This is a genomic window from Phycisphaeraceae bacterium, assembly GCA_020851465.1.
GTDB lineage: Bacteria > Planctomycetota > Phycisphaerae > Phycisphaerales > Phycisphaeraceae > JADZCR01.
In genome coordinates this window covers 1-21,829 of record JADZCR010000006.1, presented here as the reverse complement: position 1 = coordinate 21,829, position 21,829 = coordinate 1, and the positions used below count along the sequence as shown (strand labels likewise).

Sequence of the window (21,829 nt, the reverse complement as noted above, 5' to 3'; positions counted from 1 at the left end):
GAAGCAGCGACCTGAGCACGATTGTCACAACCTTAAGAGAGTAACGCGAGCAACGCACTCATGATGCTCGTGACTCACCCACGTCATCGACGCGATCAACGCGAACCTGAGTCGAGACATTTCCCGCTGCATACGGGACAAAACCATGAGTGCATAAAGTCACCCAGCCGCATGCGTTCGAGAGTGCGTCGAGAGCAGTAAAGCCCTCCATATCTCAAAATCCATCACGATTTTTGGTTAACGAGAATGTTTTTCTTAAATAATGCAAGAGTATATTTTATAGTTGTTTACAACGATTTGTATTTGATTCCCAAATGTTAATCTAGATAATTTGCGTTATTTAGTGAAGATTTTTTAGCCTGATATTCGATGACTTGGGTGTTCAGTACGAGTCGGCGAAAGTCGTCGGCCGGATCGGGAAGCGGATTTGCCCGGTCGAACAACTAAAAATTAGCGGGGCCTAGCAAGGAAGCCGGAACCCGCGTCGCCCCTGACTCCAAAATCGGAGCGGGGACTCTTGGAGCCACCTATGCGACGCGACGTGCTCATCGAACGTTTCTTCACCGCCCTCATCGCTGGTAACCGTCCTGCCGCCCGCGCTATTGTCGATGAACTTCTCCAGGCAGACTGCGCAGCCGATCAGATTCTCATCAAACTCTTCTGGCCGACACTCGAACATATCCAGTCTCTCTACAAGCACGATCAGCTCAGCGACTTGGCGCACCACTATGCGACGCGGCTGCTCCGCTCGCTGGCGGACCAGATGCAGATCCGCCTCGAACAGAAAGATCGCCGCAACAAGAAAGTCATGGTGGTCTGCGGACCGGAGGAGAGCGAGGAGATCGGCGCACAGATCACCTGCGATCTGCTCGAAGCTGACGGCTACGAAGTGCTCTTCGTCGGAGGAGCGGTAGCCAACGATGAAATCGTCGCACAGCTCGGCGAAACACAGACTGATGCATTGGTCATCTTCGGCGTGATTCCCAGCACCGTGCCCTTCACGCGGCTGCTCATCGATCGTCTGCATGAAATCGGCGTGTGCCCCAAACTCCAGATCGCGGTGGGAGGCGGCGTGTTCAACCGAGCCGACGGACTGGCGGAAGAAATCGGCGCGGACCTCTGGGCCACCGACCCCGAAGAATTGGTTCAATCGCTGGGTGAAAATCCCACTCAACGGATGGGACAGGATCAGCGCACGGTTGGCCGTAAACGCCGAACGATGAAGCAGACTGAAGCAGCGTGAGATTTCTCCGCTGCGCCGCCATCCGTCGCACGTAACCATCCGATTCTGAAAATTTCAGCATCAGTCGCGGTTCGCAGGGGCGGACACCCAACGAGTCGCAAAGAGACGCCGGTCAAGGACGACCGGCGTTTTTTATTTGAGATGCAATCCTGCTGCCGCGCCCATACTCAGCCGTTACCGCGCTTTGGCTACCGTCGGGCCATTGGGCTTGGGTTGAAGCGTGTCCTTCGCGTTGGAAAACTGCTTGATCATGTCATCAAGCCGCTTCTTGGCGTCAGGCAGATATTCCTCCGCCGGTGCCAGGCTGGGCAGCCAAAGGCGATCCCATTCAACAGTGATATAGCCATCGTAGCCGATGCCGATGAGCCGACGGACGAAGTGTTGCACGCCGACGGTGCCTTCACCAAGCGGGACGAAGCCGCTGCCTTCGCCGACGAGCGTGTCTTTTACTTTCGCAAGTCGAATGCGCTGATTGAGCGTCGGGACTGAGACGCTCGGCGGCTCACCACCCGCAGCGGCGTTGGCGACGTTCCAGCAGAGTCCGAGCATCGGATTATCCACGATGTTGAACAGCCACCACCATTCCTTGGCTTTGTTGAAACTCCCGCCGTTTTCGAGAAGCACCTGCACACCCAGGCGGCCGGCTTGATCGAGCAGGGTGCCGACGTAATGGGCGATCGTCTGCATCGCACTTTGACGGCTATCGCCTGGCTTGACTTCGTAGCCGAACAATCGCACGAATGAGCAGCCAATCGCAGCGGCGAGTTGAATCGCTTCCTGCGCTTCCCATGCTGCGGCACGGGCGTCGGACTCACTCTTATGATTGAGTGCGATCGAGGTGCTGAGGCAGACAGGTTCAATGCCTGTCGCTTTGAAGATACCCGCTGCTTTGGCTGGATTGGTCAGAGCCGGATCGGACGCCAACGCAGTTGAGCCAGCACCGAGCGTGCGGAGTTCAACGCCTGCGTAACCCATCTCCTGCGCTTTGCGGGCGACTTCTTCGAGTGTCCATTCGGGGCAGGCAACAGTACTGAATGCGAGCTTGATGGCCATAGGCTGGCAAATCTCCAAAGCGAATCAGAGTCGGTAGGTTACTGGAAAATGCGCGTGTGAGCGAGACGAACTCTGCCGCGATTTGTTACGGCATGGTCGCCCTACTGTTGATGTCCGAATGAGAACTATCCGAATGGCGGGGCATTGCGATTTTTCCCCGCCCATTCACCACACAGAACTCCGTCGGAATCGAGCTTCACTCCACGCAAGAAGCTGATAAACAAAACATATTATTTGCATTTCACAGAATCCGGGTTATACCTTATCCTGAGTTACCCTACCCTTGAAGGAGAGAAAGAACTCGTAATCGTCATTTCATGTCGAGGATTCCTCGACAACGCTGCACATAGCAAACGGTTTTGCTACGTAATCATTTGCAGCGATTTTTAACGGATTGTTTGGTATCTACCCTCATCAGGAGAACCGACATGCATTTTGGTATGACCAATTCAAAAAGTATCAAAACAACACTAATCTTGACCATCATCGTCTTATTACCAACGACGAAGGCATCGGCCTTTACGGACTTGTACTGGGGTGCCGGTTCCGGATCGCCGGGGGTAGGCGATCAGTATTGGGATGTCGCGGGGAACTGGACTTCGGACAACATTCCTAATTCAGGTTCAGAGCAGGCATTCATCGGTGATACGACTTCAGATCGCAATATCATCACGCCATCGACACCCACCACCATCGGCGACCTGGACTTCACTCAGACATCAAACGCAGTCAACAAGATCACGCTGGGTAATGATCTGACTCTTACCGGCTATCAGCCGGGACATTACCACAACTCCAGCTCTTCGATCTCCAACATGGTCATCGACCTCAACGGTTACACCCTCAACGAACCGTCATCTGTGAACGGGAATATCGGCCAAGTCTCCTACCAGACCAGTGCCCCCGGCGGGACTCTCAAACTCTACAGCCTCTATTACGGAGGCAGCATCATCGGCCCTGGCGTCACAGTGGAACTCTCGACAGGCTCATCCTTCTACCCCAATGCGACCTTCGATCCGACATCCCGGCTCGTTCTCGCTCCCGGCAGTGGAACATCTTCCTTTTTCTATGGAGGCACACTCGGTCATCTCGACATCGGGAAGGATGGTGCCGCGACAGAGGCCAAGCTCGCCTTCCAATACGGCTACGCCTTGACCACCCTGGGAGATGTGAACATCTACGCGCCTACCGGATCGAACAACGCCAACCTGCAACTGCATGTTAATGCTGACGGCTACTTCTATGCGCGCGGTAACTTCCTCGACCACGGAGCAGCAACCGCAGCCGGCTACGGCACGGGCTACATTTATTTCACCGGCGCGCCGGTGACGCCGCGTACCATCTCGATCGCCCGTACAACTCTGACCAATCATTTCTACGTCGGAAATCCCAGTGTTCCCAGTGATACCGGCAATATCAAACTGGATCAGGATCTGGCTACCACCGGCGCTTTTACCGTCACGGCCAATTCGCGGCTCGATCTGGATGTCAACACGCTGAATGTAGGATCGTTCACCGGTTCGCCAAACATGAAGCTGGCGTTGAGCTTCGGTGCGGATGACGGCGTCGTCAATGTCACCAATACTCTTACGCTCAATGCGTTTACCCTCGACCTCAACTTCATCGAAGGCGGCGGCTATGTCGATGGACAAGACCTGGTGCTTTTCACCTACGGCTCGCTCAGCGGGACACCTTCGGTCACGCTTGGTAACGTGCCGGCCACCTTCCACTACGACCAACTCCTCACCAACGGCGGAAGCGTAAGGCTGACCAATATCTTTGTGCCTGAGCCGGCAAGTCTCGCGTTACTGGCGGTTGGAGGACTGCTGCTTATGCGCGGACGCCGTTGAGAATGAGAAATGAATCCGAGGTGAACGCCGAGGCGGGGATGCTCCAGTTCGCGCAAGACATCGCGTACCTGCGGCATGTTGTCTTGATGAAATCTCGTTTGGGTAACTCACCGAGTCGTGAGGCTGCTTCATGCAGCACCGGCACGAACCGTCAGTTGGACCACCGCCTGACCGTGCTTATGCGTCGGCTTGTGATCCTTGAGTTTTTTGCCTGCTGACGGATTGGCGTAGGTGTTGAAGATCATGGCTTTGATCGTCGCCCACATCCCGCCGAAGCTGGAAAACGTGTGATTCACCGCGCTGGCTTCATAGCCTGAGTGGACCATGCAGTCCTGGCACTTGGGGTTACCGCTCTTGTGGCCGTAATTATCCCACTGCGTTTCACGCATCAACTCGTCAAAGGTCTCCGCGTACCCTTCCTGAAGCAGGTAGCAGGGTTTCTGCCAGCCAAAGAGGTTGTAGGTCGGCATGCCCCAGGGGGTGCATTCGTAATTTCGCCGACCCATGAGGAACTCCAGAAACAGCGGGCTCTGGTTGAAGTTCCATCCCTTCTTGCGGTTCGACAGGATCATCTCAAAGAGATTGTTCGTTTCTTCGCGGTGCAGAAAGCTGCCCTGATCGGGGGCCTTGGAGTAGCTGTAGCCCGGGCTGACCATCATGCCCTCAACACCCAGCGCGGTCATCTCATCGAAGAACTGTCGCACCTCATTGGGGTCCGCACCCTGAAAGAGCGTGCAGTTGGTCGTGACACGAAAACCCATCGAGACAGCTAAGCGAATCGCTTCGGTGGCGGTTTTGTATGTTCCTTCTCGGCAGACGGCAAAATCATGGTTCTCCTCAATGCCGTCCATGTGTACGCTGAAGGTGAGATACTTGGAAGGCTTGAAAAGACCAGCTTCGAGCTTTTCCTTCAGCAGCAGCGCGTTGGTGCAGAGGTAGATGTATTTTTTCCGCGCGATGAGTCCCTCGACGATCTGACCGATCTGCGGGTGCATGAGCGGTTCACCGCCGGGGATGGAAACCATCGGAGCGCCGCATTCCTCGACTGCCTTGAAGCAGTCGTCGGGGCTGAGGTTCTTTTTGAGAATGTGGGCGGGGTACTGAATTTTTCCGCAGCCCGCGCAGGCGAGATTGCAACGGAATAGCGGCTCGAGCATCAGTACCAGCGGATATCGCTTGCGGCCTTTGAGCTTCTGACCCAGCACGTAGGTCGCCACCGTGTACATCTGCGAAATCGGAACGGCCATGAAGCTGGTCCTTACAACAACCCCGGCGGGAAAGACTGACCAAACAAGCTCTGAAAACTAAACACCCAAAAACCTAAGCCACCCGGAATCACAAAACCCAGGAACCTCCCGAAACACCAGGAATGCCTCAATCTTCCGGGATGTCCCGAAGAGACTGAAAAGCCCATAGATACTGGGAAACGTCCTTAATAGTATCCGTCTGGAACCAATGTTCAAGAATCAGCGCTGGCGCATCGCGTAGCGATCGTGCATGGTGCTGATCCGTTGACAAATCGCCACGTGCCTTTCCTTACTGGTAGAAGTTGGATGCTTCGGTCTCGGTCACGGGACGTTCGAGCTGGTCGCTGTTCATCTCGACGCGGAAGCGCACGTCGCCGGTCTTAACCGCCTTAACGACGACTTTCCATTCAGCCGCAGCCTTGGGGGCTAGTGACTTGAGTGCTGCGAATGCAACATTCTGCCCGCTGGCGGAGCCGGGGGTCTGCCCTGTCGCGGAGACGAACTGCATGGTGTCTTCGAGGCCAGCCGTGATCTTGATGTTCGTTCCCGTAGCTGAGCCTTGGTTTGTAACGCGGATCGTGTAGGTCACTTCCCCACCCACCGGAATCGGATCAGGATCATCCACGACTTCGAGAAGGATTGCCGGCACACCACGCACCGCAGTGGTGATCGTCGAAGATACCTCTGCTGCGCACTGAGCGCGGGCGGTCGCGGTGTTGACGACAGACGTCGCCTGTTCAACACGAAGCGTAACCGTGACCTTGCGGGCGTCGCGGGGCTTGAGTGTGCCGAGGTTCCAGGAGATTTTCCCGTTAGCTGAAGTGCCGCCGCCGGTGGCGCTGACGAGTTGGGCGTTACCGGGCAGCGTATCTTCGACGACGGCGTCGCGGGCGTCTCCATCACCGATGTTGGTGACAACGATGTCATAAGAAAAATCGCGGCCGAGGAAGAGTGTCTGCGGTCCCGTCTTTTTGATGCTCAGTACCGGCTCACGAACAACGGTCGAAGCAGTCGCGTTGGCATTGAGTCCTCCGTCCGCAGCAGCCGCGATGCTCTGGGTGTATCTGCCGGTCTTGCTGGCGTTGACGTTGGCGACGAATGACCGCGACTCACCGGGAGCCAGCGATTCCACACGCGCTTCGAGTTGCTCAGCGGTGGAGCCGCGCGGTGCGACGCCGGTCGGCAGCGCATGCCGGATCACCACGTTACGCGCAGCACCCGTGCCGCGGTTGGTCACCGTGTATTTCACGGGAATCCTCTCGCAGAGCAGCACCTCCGCCGGCGCGGAAGCGACGAGTTCGAGCATGGGCTGCACAACCTGAACCGGCACGCACGCCCAGGGCACGTAAGTCACCGAGATGCACTCGCGAGCGGTCGCTGCTGCCTGATCTTCGGCACGAGCTGCGGCTGTCGCACGGATACGCACGCTCCGGGTTTCCCGCGGCCCAAGTGAACCCATGGCCCAGCGGAGTTCGCCATCGTTCCGCGAAGTGGCGTCCGGGGTTGAGCCGCTGATTTTCAGATTTGCCGGCGTGCGCTCCACCAGCACGACCTCGTTGAGAGCCACGGAAGTGAGATTCGTTACGTGGAGGTCGTAGTCATAGGCCTGCCCAGCGGTCCACTCAGTCGGCGCGACGCGATCGACTGCCACGACACTCGTCGCACGGTCGCCGGTTGGGAAAGCGAGCGATGTCCGTCCGTCGGAGGTGACAGACGCAGCAACGGGAGTCGGCTGCTGCGCAGTCGTGTAGCGAGGCTGGGGCGTATCGGTGCGCAGCGTCGCCGAATCACCGGAGCTTTCGTAGCTCGTGCAGCCAAACAGAAACGAAGTGAAGATCGCCCCCACCGCTGCCAGTCGTATCGTTTTCATAATGTCCCCTTTGAATTGAAATCGCTTCCCCTTGGTAAACCAGAATAACGATGCGAGCCTTTTCTGTCAGCAGCGATTCCGACCGAAGCGATGAGATGTCCTTGATGTCCTGCGTTTGAGCGACTCTTCGATATACTCGCCCCACATGTCCTCGATCAATCTGCAATCCCGTGTCATCACCGGCGACCGATCCGGCCCGCATCTGCTGATCGTCGGAGGCGTACACGGTGACGAATTTGAGCCGATGGTCACAGTTCGCCGCCTGATCCGTGAGATCAAGCCGGCACAGCTTCGCGGTCGGCTCACGCTTATCCCGGTCGTCAATGAAAGTGCTTTTTGGCGCGGGCACCGCACGGCTGAGGACGGCCTCGATCTGGCGCGAACCTTCCCCGGCAGGCCGGACGGCTCCATCACACAGCGCACCGCGCACGCAGCCACGGCATTTATCCGCAGCGCGGACTACTTCATCGATCTTCACACCGGCGGGACGACGATGGCACTATGGCCCCTCGCTGGTTACGGATTGGTGTCCGACCCCAAAACGCTCGAAGCACAACGCCGCATGGCGAGGGCGTTCAACCTCCCGCTGGTCTGGGGGACGACGCTTCATCCGGGCCGCTCTCTCTCGGCTGCGAGTGACGCCAACATCCCCGCCATCTACTCCGAATGGGGCGGCGCCGCCACCTGTCTCGACGATGCCGTCACCGGATATATCGAAGGTTGTCTCAACGTGATGGCTGTGCTGGGAATGATCGACCGTACCCTGCCGCGTAATCGCGTGAAGCATGTCATCGAGGACAACCGCGACCAGGCGGGTCACCTGCAAGTCAACAATCCCTCGCCGATGTCGGGATGTTTTATCCCCAGAGTCAAACTCGGCGATGTCGTCAAGAAGGGGCAGATCTACGGAACCGTCAGCGACATCCTCGGCGATCAAGTGATCGACATGCCCTCACCTGTTGACGGGCTGGTCATTCTTCTTCGAACATTTCCCATGGTCAAGGAAAATGAAACGCTGGCTGTCATCATCGAACTCGATCAGGCGGAGGTTCTCTCGTGAGCGATAAACCAGTGGCCATCGTGACGGGAGCCTCACGCGGGATCGGGGCGGAAGCGGCTGTGGAATTCGCCCGGCGAGGTTATCGCGTCGCAATCGCGGCACGCGGAACCGATGCGCTAAAACACACTGCCGCACGAATACAGGAGAACGGCGGCGAATCACTGACCATCGCGGGTGATCTTTTCGATCTCGATTACGCTCAGCGGATCATCAGCCATACCGCGCAGAAATGGGGCCGCATCGACGTACTGGTCAACAACGCTGCGTGGCGTGACCTCGACACGATGCGTCGAATCACTCTCGAATCATGGGAAAAGACGCTGCGTATCTGCGTCACAGCACCGGCCTTCATGACACGATGGGCTGCGGAACACATGGAACCACGCCGTAAGGGCGTCGTCATTAACATCTCCAGCGTGCAGTCCGAGCGTGTATCAGGCATGGCACCGGCTTATATCGCTGCCAAGGGCGCACTCGACGCGCTGACCTACGATCTGGCAGCCACCTACGGTGCCCGCGGCATACGAGTCGTCGCGCTCAACCCCGGCGCGATCGACACGGAAATGAGCAACGACTATCCCTCGGATGAAAACGTCCGCAACGCAGCTACGGTTCGCGGCTATACCGAGGATTTGATTCCGCTCCGACGCTGGGGTACTGCCGCCGAGATCGCCAGAACGATCGTATGGCTGGCGAGTGACGATGCCTCCTACATCACCGGCACGACGATCCTGGCAGATGGTGGCCTCAAGACCACACTGATGCCCTACAGTCTGCGCGGTTTGAATCATCCGCGCGACTACCCGCCGGACATTCCTTCGAAAACTGCAAAGGACTCCTGATGAGCATCTGGCGTTGGGCTGATCTTTTTTCCAACACGCCGGAGCGATTCCGCATCACTCTGGGTGAAGGGAATACGCCGCTGGTGCGATCGAAGCGTATCGGCCCGGCGGCCGGCCTGCAGAATCTCCATTTCAAGTTGGAAACAGCCAACCCGACGGGTTCGTACAAAGATCGCTTTGCCGCCGCCGCCATCGCCGCCATGCTCGAACAGGGGCAGTCACACTGCGTCGCCACATCGAGCGGCAATACCGGGTCAGCACTGGCGGCATACTGCGCCGCAGCGGACATCAAGTGTGAAATCGCCATCGTCGAATCCGCGCCCATCGGCAAGCTGAGCCAGATGATGATCTACGGCGCGGACATTTATAAAATCCGCGGCTTCGGGCTTGATACCGCGATCACCCTGGAGTGTTTCACCTGCATCAAAGACCGAGCAGCAAGACCCGGTGCGGCATTGCAGATCAGCGCTTTTGCGTATAGCCCGGTCGGCATGGCGGGTGTGCAAACCATCAGCTATGAGTTGGCTCAGCAGGTCTCGGCGTCGCTGGATCATGTTTTTGTGCCGGCGGGTGGCGGCGGGCTTACACTCGCTATTGCACGTGGATTTGAAGGCCTAGTCGCAGACCGCCGACTTCCACGCAGCCCGTGCATCGAATGTGTCCAACCGGAAGGCAATGACACGATTGCCTCGCCTTTACGCCAAGGCGCAGCTACTGCACAAGAGGTGTCCTGCACAAGCGGTATCAGCGGGCTGCAGGTGCCCTCGGTGATCGACGGAAATCACGTCATCGCGGCATGTCGAGCAACCGGCGGCACCGGACACACCGTCAGCGATCACGAGGTATGGGCCGCGCAAAAACGACTTGCTCTGGAGGAAGGAATTTTCTGCGAGCCGGCAGGTGCCGCCGCGCTGGCTGGCGCGTTGCGTGCTGTCTCGGACGGTCGGATCAACCGCGACGCACAGATTGTCTGCCTCGTTACCGGTTCGGGCTTCAAGGATTCACCCTCTATCGAGCGGATGCTTGAAGGGAAATCATGCCCGACGTATTCACTCGCTGAACTCCGACAGCGCAATTCCTAGCAACGACGGCGGTAAAGCCGCCACGATTTCATCACAACAGTCGGACTGCATCACCTGAGGCAGAGTTCAGGTATGCGATGTCGTCGATGCTGCCTGCGCATCGGGCACCGGGAAGTGCGGCTTGCGCACATGCGTGGAGCGGAAGAAGGAGAAGCGATTGAGTACGTGTTCCTGGAAATCTTCGAGGTATAGATAAATCGCCGGCGTGATGAAGAGCGTGATGAACTGCGACACGATCAACCCGCCGATGATGACCAGCCCCAGCGGTCGGCGCGACGCACCGTCGGCACCGAGACCCAGCGCGATCGGAACCGCGCCCATCAGTGCGGCAAGCGTGGTCATGATGATCGGTCGGAAACGGTCAACGCTGGCTTCGTGGATGGCCACGTCGTCGGCCTGACCCTCCGCTACCCGCTGATTGGCGAAGTCCACGATCATGATGCCGTTTTTCTTGACGATGCCCATGAGCATGAAGACGCCGACCCAGCCGTAAAGTGACATTTCCTCGCCGAAAATCCAGAGCGTCAGCAGTCCGCCGACCAGCGCGACTGGCAGGGATGAGAGCACCGTGATCGGGTGCAGGTAGCTCTCGTAAAGAATGCCGAGGATGACATACATCACAAAGACAGCGACCAGCCCCAGAATCGCCAGATCGCGGACGGTGTTACGGAAAGTCAGAGCCTCACCCTGAAGATCGCCGCGGATGTAGGAAGGGACGACTTCCTTGGCCTGCGCTTCGATGAAACTGGTCGCGTTACCGATAGGCACGCCGGGGTTGAGATTGAAGGCAATCGAAACGCTCGTGAACTGGTTGATGTGGTTGACCGCTTGCGGTCCGACGCCCGGTTCCCAATCGGCGACGGCCTTGAGAGGCACGATCCGTTTCCCGTCGTCGCTCTTGATGTAGAGCAGCGAAAGATCCGCAGGATCCTTGCGCATATTGTCGGCGACTTCGAGGATTACCTGGTACTGGTCGTTGGGGCGCTTAATCAGATAAACGTAGTTCTGTGAGTAGGCGTTTCGCAACAGCGCGAGGATACGCGACTCGGACACGCCGTTCATCTTGGCCTGCTCACGGTTGAGGGTCACTTTGAGATTCGGCGTGTTGGTGTAAAGGTCTGAGAGCACCGTCTGGAACATCTTGCCAGGCCCCAGCTCCGCGTACATGCGATTCATCAGCTTATGCGCGGTGGCGTAAACCTCTGCGGGGTCGATACCCGAAACCGCATAGGAAAACTTTCCCTGTTGCGTGGATGATGCGCCGGTGCTGATCTGAAGTACGGGGTCTGGTTGCAGAGCAGGAAAAATACCGGGGACGTTCGAGGCGATCCGGCCCATGAGATCCGCTGCGACGAGCTGAATCGGCGGATGCTCAACCGTCGTGCCGTCGAAGGTCTTCAGCGGCGGGCGATCCTTGGGATCATCGAGGAACGCCAGCAGGAAACCCATGTTCGATCCGATGAACTGGCCGTTGCCGCTCATCGAAAACGTCATCTTGACTGACGGGTTTGCCTGCATCTGCTGCTCGGCCATGCCCTGATACGTGTGCATCTGCTCGGGCGATGCGCTTTCCTCTGCGATCATGACGCCACGGATAAACGAGCTGTCACCGGCGGGAAGAAAGGACTTGGGCACCTGGACGTAAAACCAGAACGTGCCGCCCAGACAGGCGATCCAGATCAGCATCGACACCCAACGATGGCGGAGAAAAAACCAGAGCGATCCGCCGTAGCCCCGGAGGATGAAGTGCTCGATGGGATCGATCACACGCTCCACCAGCGATTTCTTCATGCCGTGTCCGCGCTGGCTGAGCAGGCGGGCACACATCAGCGGTGTCAGCGTCAGCGACACCACGCCTGACGCCATGATCGCCACGATGATGGTGACGGCGAACTCTCGGAAGATGCGGCCAACGAGTCCCGTCATGAACACCAGCGGGATGAACACCGCCGCCAGCGAGATGGTCATGGACAAAATCGTGAAGCTGATTTCCCGCGCGCCGTTGACGGCGGCAACCAGCGGTGTTTCGTTGAACTTCTCCATGCGGCGCACCGCGTTTTCAAGAAATACGATCGCGTCGTCCACCAGGAAGCCGATCGCCAGCGTCAAGGCCATCAGCGATAAGTTGTCGAGGCTGTAGTCCAGCATGCGCATGACGATGAACGTCAGCAGCAGTGACAGAGGCAGTGCCACGGCGGGGATCACGGTGTCCGTCGCGCGTCCCAGAAAGATGAAGATCACCGCCACCACGAGGATGAACGCGATGACCAATGTTTCTTCCACATCCTTGATGCTGTTGACGATGGACCGCGACCGATCGTAAATCGGCACGATCGACACCGAGCTGGGAAGCTGCGCGGAAACGATCGGAACCAGTGCCCGGATCGAGTCGGCGACTTCTACCGCGTTGGCACCGGCCTGACGGAAAACCGCAATCACGACCGTGGCTTTGGGAACCGTCTTCCCGCGAACCCAGAAACGCATGTCGATGCGTTCGTCCTGTACGGTTTCCACCGCGGTGGCCACATCCTTGAGATAGACCGGCGAGCCGCCATGAGTGCCGACGATCAGATCGTTGTAGCTCTCCGCGGTGTCGAGCTGGCCCTGCGGTTGAATGAGGAAGCTCTTATGCGGGCCGTCGATCTGGCCGGCACCGGAGTAGCTCGTGCCGCGCTGAACCGCATTGTGCAGATCGTCAATCGTGATGCCGCGTGCCGCCATCGCAGACGGGTCAGCCTTGATCCTCATTGCGGATTGTGTGCCGTAAACCTGCACACGGCTCACACCCGGCAGGATGCTGATGCGCTGTCCAGCCTGCGTGCTCGCGTAGTCGTAGAGCTGTCCGCGCGTCACCGAGTCGCTGGTCAGACCGATGTACATGATCGGCTGATCGTTCGGATTGGTCTTGCTGAAGGTCGGCGGGCTGGGCAGGTCGGCGGGCAGCTTTCCAGTCGCCTGACTGATGGCGGTCTGTACGTCCGTCGCGGCAGCGTCGATGCTCTTGGACAATGCAAATTGAAGCGTGAAGCTGGTGAATCCCTGACGGCTAGTTGAAGTCACCAGCTCAAGGCCGGGAATCTGCATGAACTGACGTTCGAGCGGTGTGGCGACGGTGTTCGCCATGGTCTCAGGGGTCGCGCCGGGATAACCGACGCTCACCTGAATGACGGGGTAGTCCACCACGGGCAGGTCGTTAACGGGTAACTGCGTGTACGCCAGCACGCCGAACAGAATCGACGAGAGCGTCAGCAGCGCGGTCATGACCGGGCGTTGAATGAACGGCTGAGAAAGATTCATCGCGCCTCACCGGGCTGTGACGCCGGCTCTCCTGCTGTGGAGTGTTCCGACGGTGCGGAGGCCGTCGCGGCCTGCTGTACCCGGACGTGTCCGCCGGGCATGACTCCCATGTGTCCGCTGAGGACAACCACTTCACCCTCATGCAGTCCTTCTGTCACGGTAACCAGATCGCCCTGCCGCTGACCGGTTTTCACCAGTCTCAATTCCGCGGTGGTGTCGGGCTTAATGACGTAAACAAACGGTCCCTGCTGCCCGATCTGAACGGATTGACCGGGCACCAGTGTGGCACCCTTGATGATGTTGAGTACCAGACGGACACGAACAAACTGTCCCGGCCAGAAGTGGTAATCCGAATTGGGAATCGTGGCACGCAGCCGCACGGTTCCCGTAGCGTCCTGCACAGCATTGTCGAGAAACGTCAACTCACCATCACGCGGTTCGGTATCGCTGGGCAAGGCTACATGCGCAGTCAGCACCCCTTTAGTCATCATCTGACGGACCCGCGGAAGCTCGCCCTCGGTAACCGTGAAGTCGGCATAAATTGGATCAAGGTCCTGGATCACCAGCAGAGACGTGTTGCCGTCGGACTTGATGACGTTACCCACATCGACGAGACGTTGACCGGCGCGGCCATCCATCGGCGACTTGATGTAGCAGTAATTCAGGTTGAGCTTCGAGACCTCAACGGCCGCCAGCGCAGATTGAATGCGTGCCTCCGCCACCGCCATTTCGCTTTTGCTGACGTCATACTCCGCCTGCGAAGCGGCATGAACATTGAGCATCCCAGCGATGCGGGCGAACTCGGTCTTTTTCAGCTCCAGACCGGCTTTGGCTTCCTCAACCGCAGCTACCCGCTGAGCCAGTTCCGCCTCATAAGGCCGGGGGTCAATGGTGAAAAGCATCTCCCCTTTTTTAATCATTGCGCCGTCCTGGAAGTGGATCTGTGTGATCCGGCCTTCGACCTGCGGCTTGATCGACACGACCTCACGCGCGACACATCGACCGATTTCATCCAGATAGACCGGGATGTCCCGCGTCACCACCGCTGCGGCAGTCACCAGCGCGGGGGGACGCTCGTGGGAGACGGCTGGAGCGGGCTGCTTCTTTTCGCAGCCGGACAGCATCGCCCAGCACGACACCGTGAAAAGGATCGTCAACAGGTGGAACCGTCTTGATTGAGGGCACATCAGGTGGGAGGTCATGAATCGCTCGTTAGATCGCAGACAATAGATCGTTCTCTCATTAACGTCAACGGATCAAACTCATCATCCTCTCCGCTCGCCTTGACCAGCCATGCACACTCCGCGGACAACATCGATCTGGGTTTACACAGCATCAAGTCGATGCGAATCAGTGAGGCATCGATCAACAGCTTGAACAATTCAGAATAAAAAAATTAAACCAAAAACGGCGTCACGGCCGCACTTTGGTTTACCCCGGAATTCTGCTCCCCCTGAGCATCTTCCCGAAAGAGCTCGACGACGATCGGACAGAATAGGCAGAACAAAGACACCAGGTCAAGGAGTAAAGCGGCAAATTTCAATCGATTTTATCGGTTTATCGTGTCCTATACGAGGTCTCGCGTTTAGCCAAGTCCTCGACGAAATCTATTTAGCTTCTGCTTTTTTGGAACCCTTGGATTCCGATGCTTTGGTTGAGCTTGAAGCGGGTTCCGTCTTTGCTGGCTTGGCATCCGGTTTCGCTGCGGAGTCGCTCTTTGTGGTCGAGTCAGACTTGGTGTCCGATTTCGACTCGGACTTACCTTCGGCTTCTTTCGCTGCCTTTTTATAACCCTCGGAGCGATAGTCTGTCTCGTAGAAACCAGACCCCTTGAAAATGACACCCGCACCGGTTCCGATCAGTCGAACCAGCTTTGCCTTTCCGCACTTAGGGCACTTCTTCAGGGGTGCGGCTGTGATCGACTGGAACTCCTCGAATTCGTGACCGCAGCCGGAACATCGATAGTCATAAGTAGGCATAGTTATCCAAAGTCAGGGATGAACTTATTCCGCCACGCTCACCTTGACGGGGCGAAGCGTCTTATCACCAATGGCATAACCGGGTGAAAGCTGAGCCGCGATGTGCTGACTGGCGATACCCTGTACCGACTGTCGCATCATGGCCTCGTGCCGCCGCGGATCGAATTCCTCACCCGGTTTAACATCGATACGTTGAATATCAAACCTGTTGAGCACCTTCAGCAATTCGTCACGCACCATGCCGACACCCTTAAGCAGCGTCTCGGCTGAGGCTTTCGACGTGTCCACCGCCAACGCCAGATCAAACGTGTCGAGTACGGAAAGGAGTGCCCGCGCGACATCCATGAGCTGCTGCTCACGGGCGTCGTTGATGCTCTGCTGTGATCGACGGGCGAAGTTTTGATAGTCGGCTGCGGCGCGCAGAAGCTGAGCTTTCAAGTCCGTGATCTCATTCTGCAAAGCTGCATGGGCATCGGACGCCTTTGGCGCAGCCTCGGCCGATGAACCGGGCTTTGCGGATGGTCCGGGGGTGCCGGGCTGCGAAGCGTCATCCGAGCTGTCCGTTCCCATGTCCACTGGGTTGAATTTCATCGCGCACCTCCGTACATCATAGCGCGATTCCTGCTGGTCCGCGCCATCATGTTTTGTCTCATGATTTCAGAGAGTCTTTGATCTTGTCCCAGAATTTTTTACTGTGCGGCAATACCTCCGCGTTTTCCGTTTCCGCGAACTCGCGCAGCAGTTGTTCCTGTCGATCCGAAAGTTTCTTAGGTATCTCCACCAGCAGCACAACCGCCAGATCACCTTTCCGCCCGCTCCGCAGGTTGGGTAAGCCTTTGCCCTGAAGCCGGAAAAGCTCGCCGTGCTGAGTACCGGGCTTGATGGTCAGCTCCGTTTCATCGTTGAGGGTCGGCACCTTCACAGTTGCGCCGAGTGCTGCCTGCGTGAAACTCACCGGCATCTTGAGAACCAGATGGTCATCCTCGCGGGTGAAAAGCTTGTGCTCCTGCACGTGAATCACTACATGCAGATCGCCCTGCGGTCCGCCGCCGATTCCCGGCTCGCCCTCACCCGTGACACGAATCGCCTGCCCGTCGTGAATACCAGGCGGTACTTTCACGCTCAGCTTGCGCTTTTTCGGTTTTCGTCCTGATCCACGGCAGTCGGCACATTTATCTTTATAAACCTTACCAGCGCCTTGACAGGCCGGGCAGGTGGTGACCATGCGGAACATCCCGCCGAATCCCGCCTGCTGAACCTGCCCCACACCGCCGCAGGTCACACACGCGATCGGCTGGGTACCAGGTTTGGCTCCGTTACCGCCGCAGGTCGTACAGAGATCTTGCCGTGTGAACTCCACTTCGTGTTCAGCACCGCTATCGACCTCTTCAAGCGTGATCTCAACTTGCGTTTCGAGGTCGTAACCGGGCTGTCCGCGCTGCCGCCCGCCGCCGCGTCGTCCCCGTCCCCCGGAGCCTCCGAATCCGCCCATGTCACCAAAGATGTCCTCGAACATCGAGAAGATGTCGTTGGGATCCATGTGGCGGAAGTTGTGACCGCTGGTTCCCCGCAGTCCTTCGTGACCAAAGCGATCGTAACGGGATCGCTTGTCGGTATCCGACAGCACCTCGTATGCCTCGGCACATTCCTTGAACCGTGCTTCACATTCCGTATCGCCGGGGTTGCGATCAGGATGATATTTAAGCGCGAGCTTGCGATACGACCGCTTGATGGTTTCACCATCAGCGGTTCGTTCGACATTCAAAATCTCGTAGTAGTCGCGCTGAGTGGCCATTGTTTTCAAAAAAGGCCCGAAGACCTTCTGGTCTCCGGGCCCCGATTAGTTTGACAGAGAAAGTATTACGACACCGCGCCGACAACCGCGTCCTTGTCTTCCTTGAGTTCGCTGACAAGGACGTTGGTCGTCAGCATCAGGCCCGCAACCGAGGCCCCATTCAACAATGCGGTACGGGCAACCAGGGCTGGGTCAATGATGCCAGCCTTGACCATATCCACATATTGACCGGTCGCCGCGTCGTAGCCCGCACTGCCCTTCTTTTCGAGTACGTTTTCGACGACCAGATAGCCATCCTCACCTGAGTTGGTGACGATCTGGCGCAGCGGGGCCTCCAGTGCAGCGATAACGATGTCGAAGCCATTCTTCTCATCGCCCTTGGCCTTGCTCTTGGCGGCCTCGACAGCGGGAATCGCACGTAGGAAAGCGACGCCGCCACCGGGCACGTAGCCCTCCTGCGCTGCGGCCTTGGTCGCGTGAAGCGCATCGTCCACGCGATCCTTTCGCTCTTTCATCGCTGTCTCAGTCGCGCCGCCCACATGCAGGATCGCCACGCCGCCGGTGAGCTTAGCGAGTCGCTCCTGAAGTTTTTCACGGTCGTAGTCACTGGTGGTCTTTTCGATCTGTCCGCGAATCTGCTCGATACGGCCCTCGATGTCTTTCTTCTTGCCAGCACCCTGGATGATCGTGGTGTTGTCTTTGTCGATGACGATCTTCGCGGCCTTACCCAGAGCATCAAGCTCAAGATTTTCGAGCGTCTGCCCCAGGTCTTCGCTCAGGAAAGTGCCGCCGGTGAGTACGGCGATATCGCCGAGCATGGCCTTGCGGCGGTCGCCGAAGCCCGGTGCTTTGACCGCACAAACCTTCAACACGCCGCGGAGACGATTGACGACCAGTGCCGCCAGCGCTTCGTTTTCCACTTCCTCCGCAATAATCAGCAGCGGCTTCTGCGCCATCGCCACTTTGTTGAGCAGCGGGAGCAGGTCGGGAAGGTTGCTGATTTTCTTTTCGTTGATGAGGATCAACGCATCCTCGAGCACACATTCCTGAGTGCCTGGATCAGTCATGAAATAAGGCGACAGGTAACCCTTGTCGAACGACATACCCTCGACATATTCGAGTGACGTGTCAGCCGTTTTGCCTTCTTCGATCTCGACGACGCCATCCTTGCCGACCTTTTCAATCGCTTCTGCGATGAGCGCGCCGATCTGGCTGTCACCGTTGGCGGAAATGGTCGCAACCTTCTGGTAGTCATCCTTGCCTTTGGTCTTGATCGCCATTTCCTTGATGGCTTCACTGGCGGCATCGGCGGCGGCGAGAATGCCGCGCTGCAAGGACACGGGATTCAATCCCGACGTCACGTGCTTGATTCCTTCCAAATAAATCGCCTCGGCGAGCACGGTCGCAGTGGTGGTGCCGTCACCGGCTTTGTCAGAGGTCTTCTTGGCGACCTCGACAACCATTTTCGCGCCCATGTTCTGAAACGGTTCGGCGAGTTCGATCTCTTTGGCGACCGAGACGCCGTCCTTGGTGACAGCCGGACTGCCGTAGCTCTTCTGGAGCACGACGTTGCGACCGGCGGGACCGAGGGTGCTCTTGACCGCGGCTGCAAGTTGCTCAAGCCCCTTGCGAAGCTCGACTGCCGCCTCGTTACCGAATATGAGTTGTTTCTTGGCCATGTTTCAATCCTGAATAGGTTTCGTTTGAACTTACTTCTCGACCACGCCGAGCAATTCACTCTCGCGGACGATCATGCACTTGTCCCCATTTAGCTCGATCTCGGTGCCCGCATACTTGCCGTAAACGACCGTATCGCCCGGCTTAACCGACAGCGGTGTCCGACGACCCTCATCGTCGAGCTTGCCGGGACCGGCTGCGAGCACGCGCCCCATCATCGGCTTTTCTTTTGCGCCTTCGGGCAGATAGATGCCGGTCTTGGTTTTTTCTTCCGCCTCGTGCGGCTTAACGATCAGACGATCATCAAGAGGACGGACGTTGATCTTCGTTTTTGGTTCAGCAGTCGCGGTTGCCATGTTTCGTTGCTCCGTTTGATCCTTGTTGGGTGGAAATACCCACCGATTTATTTGTCAGAACCACGTTACGCATTGATGGCGGCATTCAGGGCCGTCAAATTTTTTACATCATGCCCGGCATGCCACCCATGCCGCCCATTCCTCCCATGCCACCCATACCGCCCATGCCTGGAGGGCCGCCGTGACTATGACCGTGGCCGGCGTGGTCGTCCTTATCCTTGGGGGCCTCGGTAACGACGCAATCGGTGGTCAACAGAAGCGTGGCGACGCTCGCTGCGTTCTGAAGCGCAGTGCGATCAACCTTGCTCGGCGTAATAATGCCTTTGGCGACCATGTCGCCGTATTCCAACGCCAGAGCGTCGAATCCAAAATTGCCCTTGCCATCCTGAACTTTTCGCACAACCACTGTGCCTCGCTCGCCCGCGTTGTCTGCGATGGTCTGGAGCGGCACGAGCAAAGCCCGGCGCACGACTTCCACACCCGCAGCTTCATCGCTGCAGCAGGTCTGCACATTCTTCAGGGAAGGTAACGCACGGATAAAGCTCACGCCGCCGCCGGGCACGATGCCCTCTTCAACGGCTGCACGGGTCGCGTGCAGAGCGTCCTCAACACGTGCTTTTTTCTCTTTAAGCTCAGCCTCACTGGCTGCGCCGACATTCACCTGCGCAACGCCGCCGGCGAGCTTCGCCAGACGCTCCTGGAGTTTCTCGCGGTCGTAGTCGCTCGTCGTGATCTCGATTTCACGGCGAATCTGTACGATGCGGCCCTGGATGTCCTTCGAGCTGCCCGCACCTTCGATAATCGTGGTGTTTTCCGAGTCGATCGTTACCTTCTTCGCCAGACCCAACTGGTCCAGTTCGACTTTGTCCAGCTCGATACTCAGGTCTTTCATGATGGCTGTCGCGCCGGTGAGAATCGCGATGTCTTCAAGCATCGCCTTGCGCCGATCGCCGTAGCCGGGGGCTTTGACAGCCGCCACGTTGAGTACGCCACGGAGTTTGTTCACCACCAGGGTCGCCAGTGCTTCACCCTCGACATCTTCCGCGATGATCAGCAGCGGCTTCTTGGCCTGTTGAACTTTTTCCAGCAGAGGAACGAGTTTCTGAATGCTGGAAATCTTGTCTTCAAACACGAGAACCAGACAGCGATCAAACTCGACGAGCAGATCATCTGTGTTGGTGACAAAATTCGGAGAGAGGAACCCGCGATCAAACTGCATGCCCTCGACGACATCGACATAGGTCTCAAGGCTCTTGCCTTCTTCGACCGTGATGACGCCATCCTTGCCGACCTTCATGAATGCGTCGGCCATAATGTTGCCGATCTCGCGATCGTTGTTTGCACTGATGGCCGCGACTGAGGCGATCTCATCTTTCTTGGAAACATCGATAGGCTTCGACTGCTTGTGGATGCTATCCACTACCGCATCGACCGCTTTGCGCATGCCGCGAACCAGAGCGTTCGCATCAACACCCGCGGTGATCTGACGAAGCCCTTCCTTGAAGAGGGCTTCGGCGAGAACGGTTGAAGTGGTGGTGCCGTCACCGGCCTTGTCGGAAGTCTTGCTTGCCGCTTCCTTCACGAGCTGTGCGCCCATGTTTTCAGCTTTGTCACCAAGCTCGATTTCCTCGGCGACCGACACGCCGTCTTTGGTCACCGTCGGACCACCCCAAGACTTGTCGAGTACCGCATTCCGGCCGCGAGGGCCAAGAGTGCTTTTCACCGCCGCTGCGAGTTTTTCGACACCCGCGAGCAGCCCCTTCCGTGCGTCAGCTTCAAATGCCAGTTCTTTCGCCGCCATGAAATCGTCTCCGCTGTTAGTTCGTCGTTGTTGCGACCCTGACCCACCCGACAGCACCCAACGTATGAGGAACGAGCCGGGCCGACATGATAGTGCAATGGGAGTACCTTATTTAAGGATAAGCCAAGATGGGAAATAATCATCTCTAACTCTTGTATTTAAATTAGGTTGACGCGCATTCATAGTGTGGAGCTTCACGTTGTGGGACTCATGCCAGCCTGACAGCCACGGAAGGAAACGCCAACCGCCCTGCCACCCTGACAGGACATTCGCAACGCTCCAACTGACGCGGCCTTCTGATATGGGTGCAACTCATCCGAATGATTTGGTGTCTGAGAACCAACCAGACCATCCATAAACAAGATGGGGCATCCACGACTAGGCGGGTGAAGAAGTGATAAGACAAAGACGCAGTTCAACAAACTGCACGCAGTAAGCAACTGCGCTCGATTGAGAATTGGGCTTTCACTAGAAAACTTTGTCGATTGAGTCTGCTGATGCGGATAAGTTTTCAATGTGATCTTGCGAGATGGATGTCAACATAGTGTGTGTATGTTTGACCTCTGAGAAAGTTTCGTTAAAGTTAGGAACTCCAGATTGCGGGGTAGAGCAGCCTGGTAGCTCGTCGGGCTCATAACCCGGAGGTCGTAGGTTCGAATCCTACCCCCGCTACTTTT

The 21,829-nt window shown here is 57.4% G+C and carries 16 protein-coding genes and 1 tRNA gene; 6 read left to right on the top strand and 11 right to left on the bottom strand.

Going from position 1 to position 21,829, the window contains the following annotated elements; translation table 11 throughout:
• The first annotated feature begins 529 nt into the window (after nt 1-529).
• Nucleotides 530-1,243 (top strand): cobalamin-dependent protein, encoded by a 714-nt coding sequence (locus IT444_06555; protein MCC7192429.1) that lies wholly within the window; start codon nt 530-532, stop codon nt 1,241-1,243.
• A 174-nt stretch (nt 1,244-1,417) separates the two neighbouring features.
• Here the strand turns inward: IT444_06555 and IT444_06550 are convergent, their stop codons facing one another.
• A complete protein-coding gene (locus IT444_06550; protein MCC7192428.1) occupies nt 1,418-2,296 on the bottom strand; it encodes a sugar phosphate isomerase/epimerase in 879 nt (292 codons plus the stop codon).
• Between the two features lie 476 nt (nt 2,297-2,772).
• On the opposite strand from IT444_06550, the gene IT444_06545 reads away from it, so the two are divergent.
• Complete coding sequence (locus IT444_06545) at nt 2,773-4,146, top strand: PEP-CTERM sorting domain-containing protein (GenBank protein ID MCC7192427.1); 1,374 nt, start codon at nt 2,773-2,775, stop codon at nt 4,144-4,146.
• 128 nt (nt 4,147-4,274) lie between these two features.
• Here the strand turns inward: IT444_06545 and hpnH are convergent, their stop codons facing one another.
• Nucleotides 4,275-5,393: an adenosyl-hopene transferase HpnH gene (hpnH, locus tag IT444_06540; GenBank protein ID MCC7192426.1), complete on the bottom strand. Its 1,119-nt coding sequence runs from the start codon at nt 5,391-5,393 to the stop codon at nt 4,275-4,277.
• A 289-nt stretch (nt 5,394-5,682) separates the two neighbouring features.
• Nucleotides 5,683-7,263 carry a DUF11 domain-containing protein gene (locus IT444_06535; GenBank protein MCC7192425.1) on the bottom strand — a complete coding sequence of 527 codons (1,581 nt, stop codon included), beginning with the start codon at nt 7,261-7,263 and terminating at the stop codon, nt 5,683-5,685.
• Nucleotides 7,264-7,408: 145 nt separating this feature from the next.
• Between IT444_06535 and IT444_06530 the strand changes: the two genes are divergently transcribed.
• The 3 genes from IT444_06530 to IT444_06520 are packed head-to-tail and all read left to right on the top strand — an operon-like array spanning nt 7,409 to nt 10,247.
• A complete protein-coding gene (locus IT444_06530) occupies nt 7,409-8,323 on the top strand; it encodes a succinylglutamate desuccinylase/aspartoacylase family protein (protein ID MCC7192424.1) in 915 nt (304 codons plus the stop codon).
• On the top strand, nt 8,320-9,165 hold the full coding sequence (locus tag IT444_06525; GenBank protein MCC7192423.1) for an SDR family oxidoreductase: 846 nt from the start codon (nt 8,320-8,322) through the stop codon (nt 9,163-9,165). The genes IT444_06530 and IT444_06525 overlap by 4 nt, the downstream gene beginning before the upstream one ends.
• On the top strand, nt 9,165-10,247 hold the full coding sequence (locus IT444_06520; GenBank protein ID MCC7192422.1) for a pyridoxal-phosphate dependent enzyme: 1,083 nt from the start codon (nt 9,165-9,167) through the stop codon (nt 10,245-10,247). Before IT444_06525 ends, IT444_06520 begins: the two co-directional genes overlap by 1 nt.
• 66 nt (nt 10,248-10,313) lie before the next feature.
• Here the strand turns inward: IT444_06520 and IT444_06515 are convergent, their stop codons facing one another.
• The 8 genes from IT444_06515 to groL (IT444_06480) all read right to left on the bottom strand — a co-directional run bounded on the left by IT444_06515 (nt 10,314) and on the right by groL (IT444_06480) (nt 21,152).
• A complete protein-coding gene (locus tag IT444_06515) occupies nt 10,314-13,544 on the bottom strand; it encodes an efflux RND transporter permease subunit (protein MCC7192421.1) in 3,231 nt (1,076 codons plus the stop codon).
• Nucleotides 13,541-14,746 (bottom strand): efflux RND transporter periplasmic adaptor subunit, encoded by a 1,206-nt coding sequence (locus IT444_06510; GenBank protein MCC7192420.1) that lies wholly within the window; start codon nt 14,744-14,746, stop codon nt 13,541-13,543. Before IT444_06510 ends, IT444_06515 begins: the two co-directional genes overlap by 4 nt.
• A gap of 405 nt (nt 14,747-15,151) precedes the next feature.
• On the bottom strand, nt 15,152-15,523 hold the full coding sequence (locus tag IT444_06505; protein MCC7192419.1) for a hypothetical protein: 372 nt from the start codon (nt 15,521-15,523) through the stop codon (nt 15,152-15,154).
• A gap of 24 nt (nt 15,524-15,547) precedes the next feature.
• Nucleotides 15,548-16,114, bottom strand: a complete 567-nt coding sequence (locus tag IT444_06500) for a nucleotide exchange factor GrpE (GenBank protein ID MCC7192418.1) — start codon at nt 16,112-16,114, stop codon at nt 15,548-15,550.
• A gap of 58 nt (nt 16,115-16,172) precedes the next feature.
• Nucleotides 16,173-17,318 carry a molecular chaperone DnaJ gene (gene dnaJ / locus IT444_06495; GenBank protein MCC7192417.1) on the bottom strand — a complete coding sequence of 382 codons (1,146 nt, stop codon included), beginning with the start codon at nt 17,316-17,318 and terminating at the stop codon, nt 16,173-16,175.
• Between the two features lie 65 nt (nt 17,319-17,383).
• The gene (groL, locus tag IT444_06490) at nt 17,384-18,997 is read right to left on the bottom strand and encodes a chaperonin GroEL (GenBank protein MCC7192416.1); all 1,614 of its coding nucleotides are present in this window, start codon (nt 18,995-18,997) and stop codon (nt 17,384-17,386) included.
• Between the two features lie 30 nt (nt 18,998-19,027).
• On the bottom strand, nt 19,028-19,318 hold the full coding sequence (locus tag IT444_06485) for a co-chaperone GroES (GenBank protein ID MCC7192415.1): 291 nt from the start codon (nt 19,316-19,318) through the stop codon (nt 19,028-19,030).
• Between the two features lie 136 nt (nt 19,319-19,454).
• Nucleotides 19,455-21,152, bottom strand: coding sequence for a chaperonin GroEL (groL, locus tag IT444_06480; GenBank protein ID MCC7192414.1), 1,698 nt, complete (start codon nt 21,150-21,152; stop codon nt 19,455-19,457).
• A gap of 598 nt (nt 21,153-21,750) precedes the next feature.
• Here groL (IT444_06480) and IT444_06475 point away from each other — a divergent pair.
• A tRNA-Met gene (locus tag IT444_06475) sits at nt 21,751-21,824 on the top strand.
• Nucleotides 21,825-21,829 lie beyond the last annotated feature (5 nt).

What these genes read in the sequence shown, in the direction of transcription:
- IT444_06555 (MCC7192429.1), top strand. Translation starts at nt 530, where the DNA reads ATGCGACGCGACGTGCTCATCGAACGTTTCTTCACCGCCCTCATCGCT.
- IT444_06550 (MCC7192428.1), bottom strand. Translation starts at nt 2,296, where the DNA reads ATGGCCATCAAGCTCGCATTCAGTACTGTTGCCTGCCCCGAATGGACA.
- hpnH (MCC7192426.1), bottom strand. Translation starts at nt 5,393, where the DNA reads ATGGCCGTTCCGATTTCGCAGATGTACACGGTGGCGACCTACGTGCTG.
- IT444_06535 (MCC7192425.1), bottom strand. Translation starts at nt 7,263, where the DNA reads ATGAAAACGATACGACTGGCAGCGGTGGGGGCGATCTTCACTTCGTTT.
- IT444_06530 (MCC7192424.1), top strand. Translation starts at nt 7,409, where the DNA reads ATGTCCTCGATCAATCTGCAATCCCGTGTCATCACCGGCGACCGATCC.
- IT444_06520 (MCC7192422.1), top strand. Translation starts at nt 9,165, where the DNA reads ATGAGCATCTGGCGTTGGGCTGATCTTTTTTCCAACACGCCGGAGCGA.
- IT444_06515 (MCC7192421.1), bottom strand. Translation starts at nt 13,544, where the DNA reads ATGAATCTTTCTCAGCCGTTCATTCAACGCCCGGTCATGACCGCGCTG.
- IT444_06510 (MCC7192420.1), bottom strand. Translation starts at nt 14,746, where the DNA reads ATGACCTCCCACCTGATGTGCCCTCAATCAAGACGGTTCCACCTGTTG.
- IT444_06505 (MCC7192419.1), bottom strand. Translation starts at nt 15,523, where the DNA reads ATGCCTACTTATGACTATCGATGTTCCGGCTGCGGTCACGAATTCGAG.
- IT444_06500 (MCC7192418.1), bottom strand. Translation starts at nt 16,114, where the DNA reads ATGAAATTCAACCCAGTGGACATGGGAACGGACAGCTCGGATGACGCT.
- dnaJ (MCC7192417.1), bottom strand. Translation starts at nt 17,318, where the DNA reads ATGGCCACTCAGCGCGACTACTACGAGATTTTGAATGTCGAACGAACC.
- groL (MCC7192416.1), bottom strand. Translation starts at nt 18,997, where the DNA reads ATGGCCAAGAAACAACTCATATTCGGTAACGAGGCGGCAGTCGAGCTT.
- groL (MCC7192414.1), bottom strand. Translation starts at nt 21,152, where the DNA reads ATGGCGGCGAAAGAACTGGCATTTGAAGCTGACGCACGGAAGGGGCTG.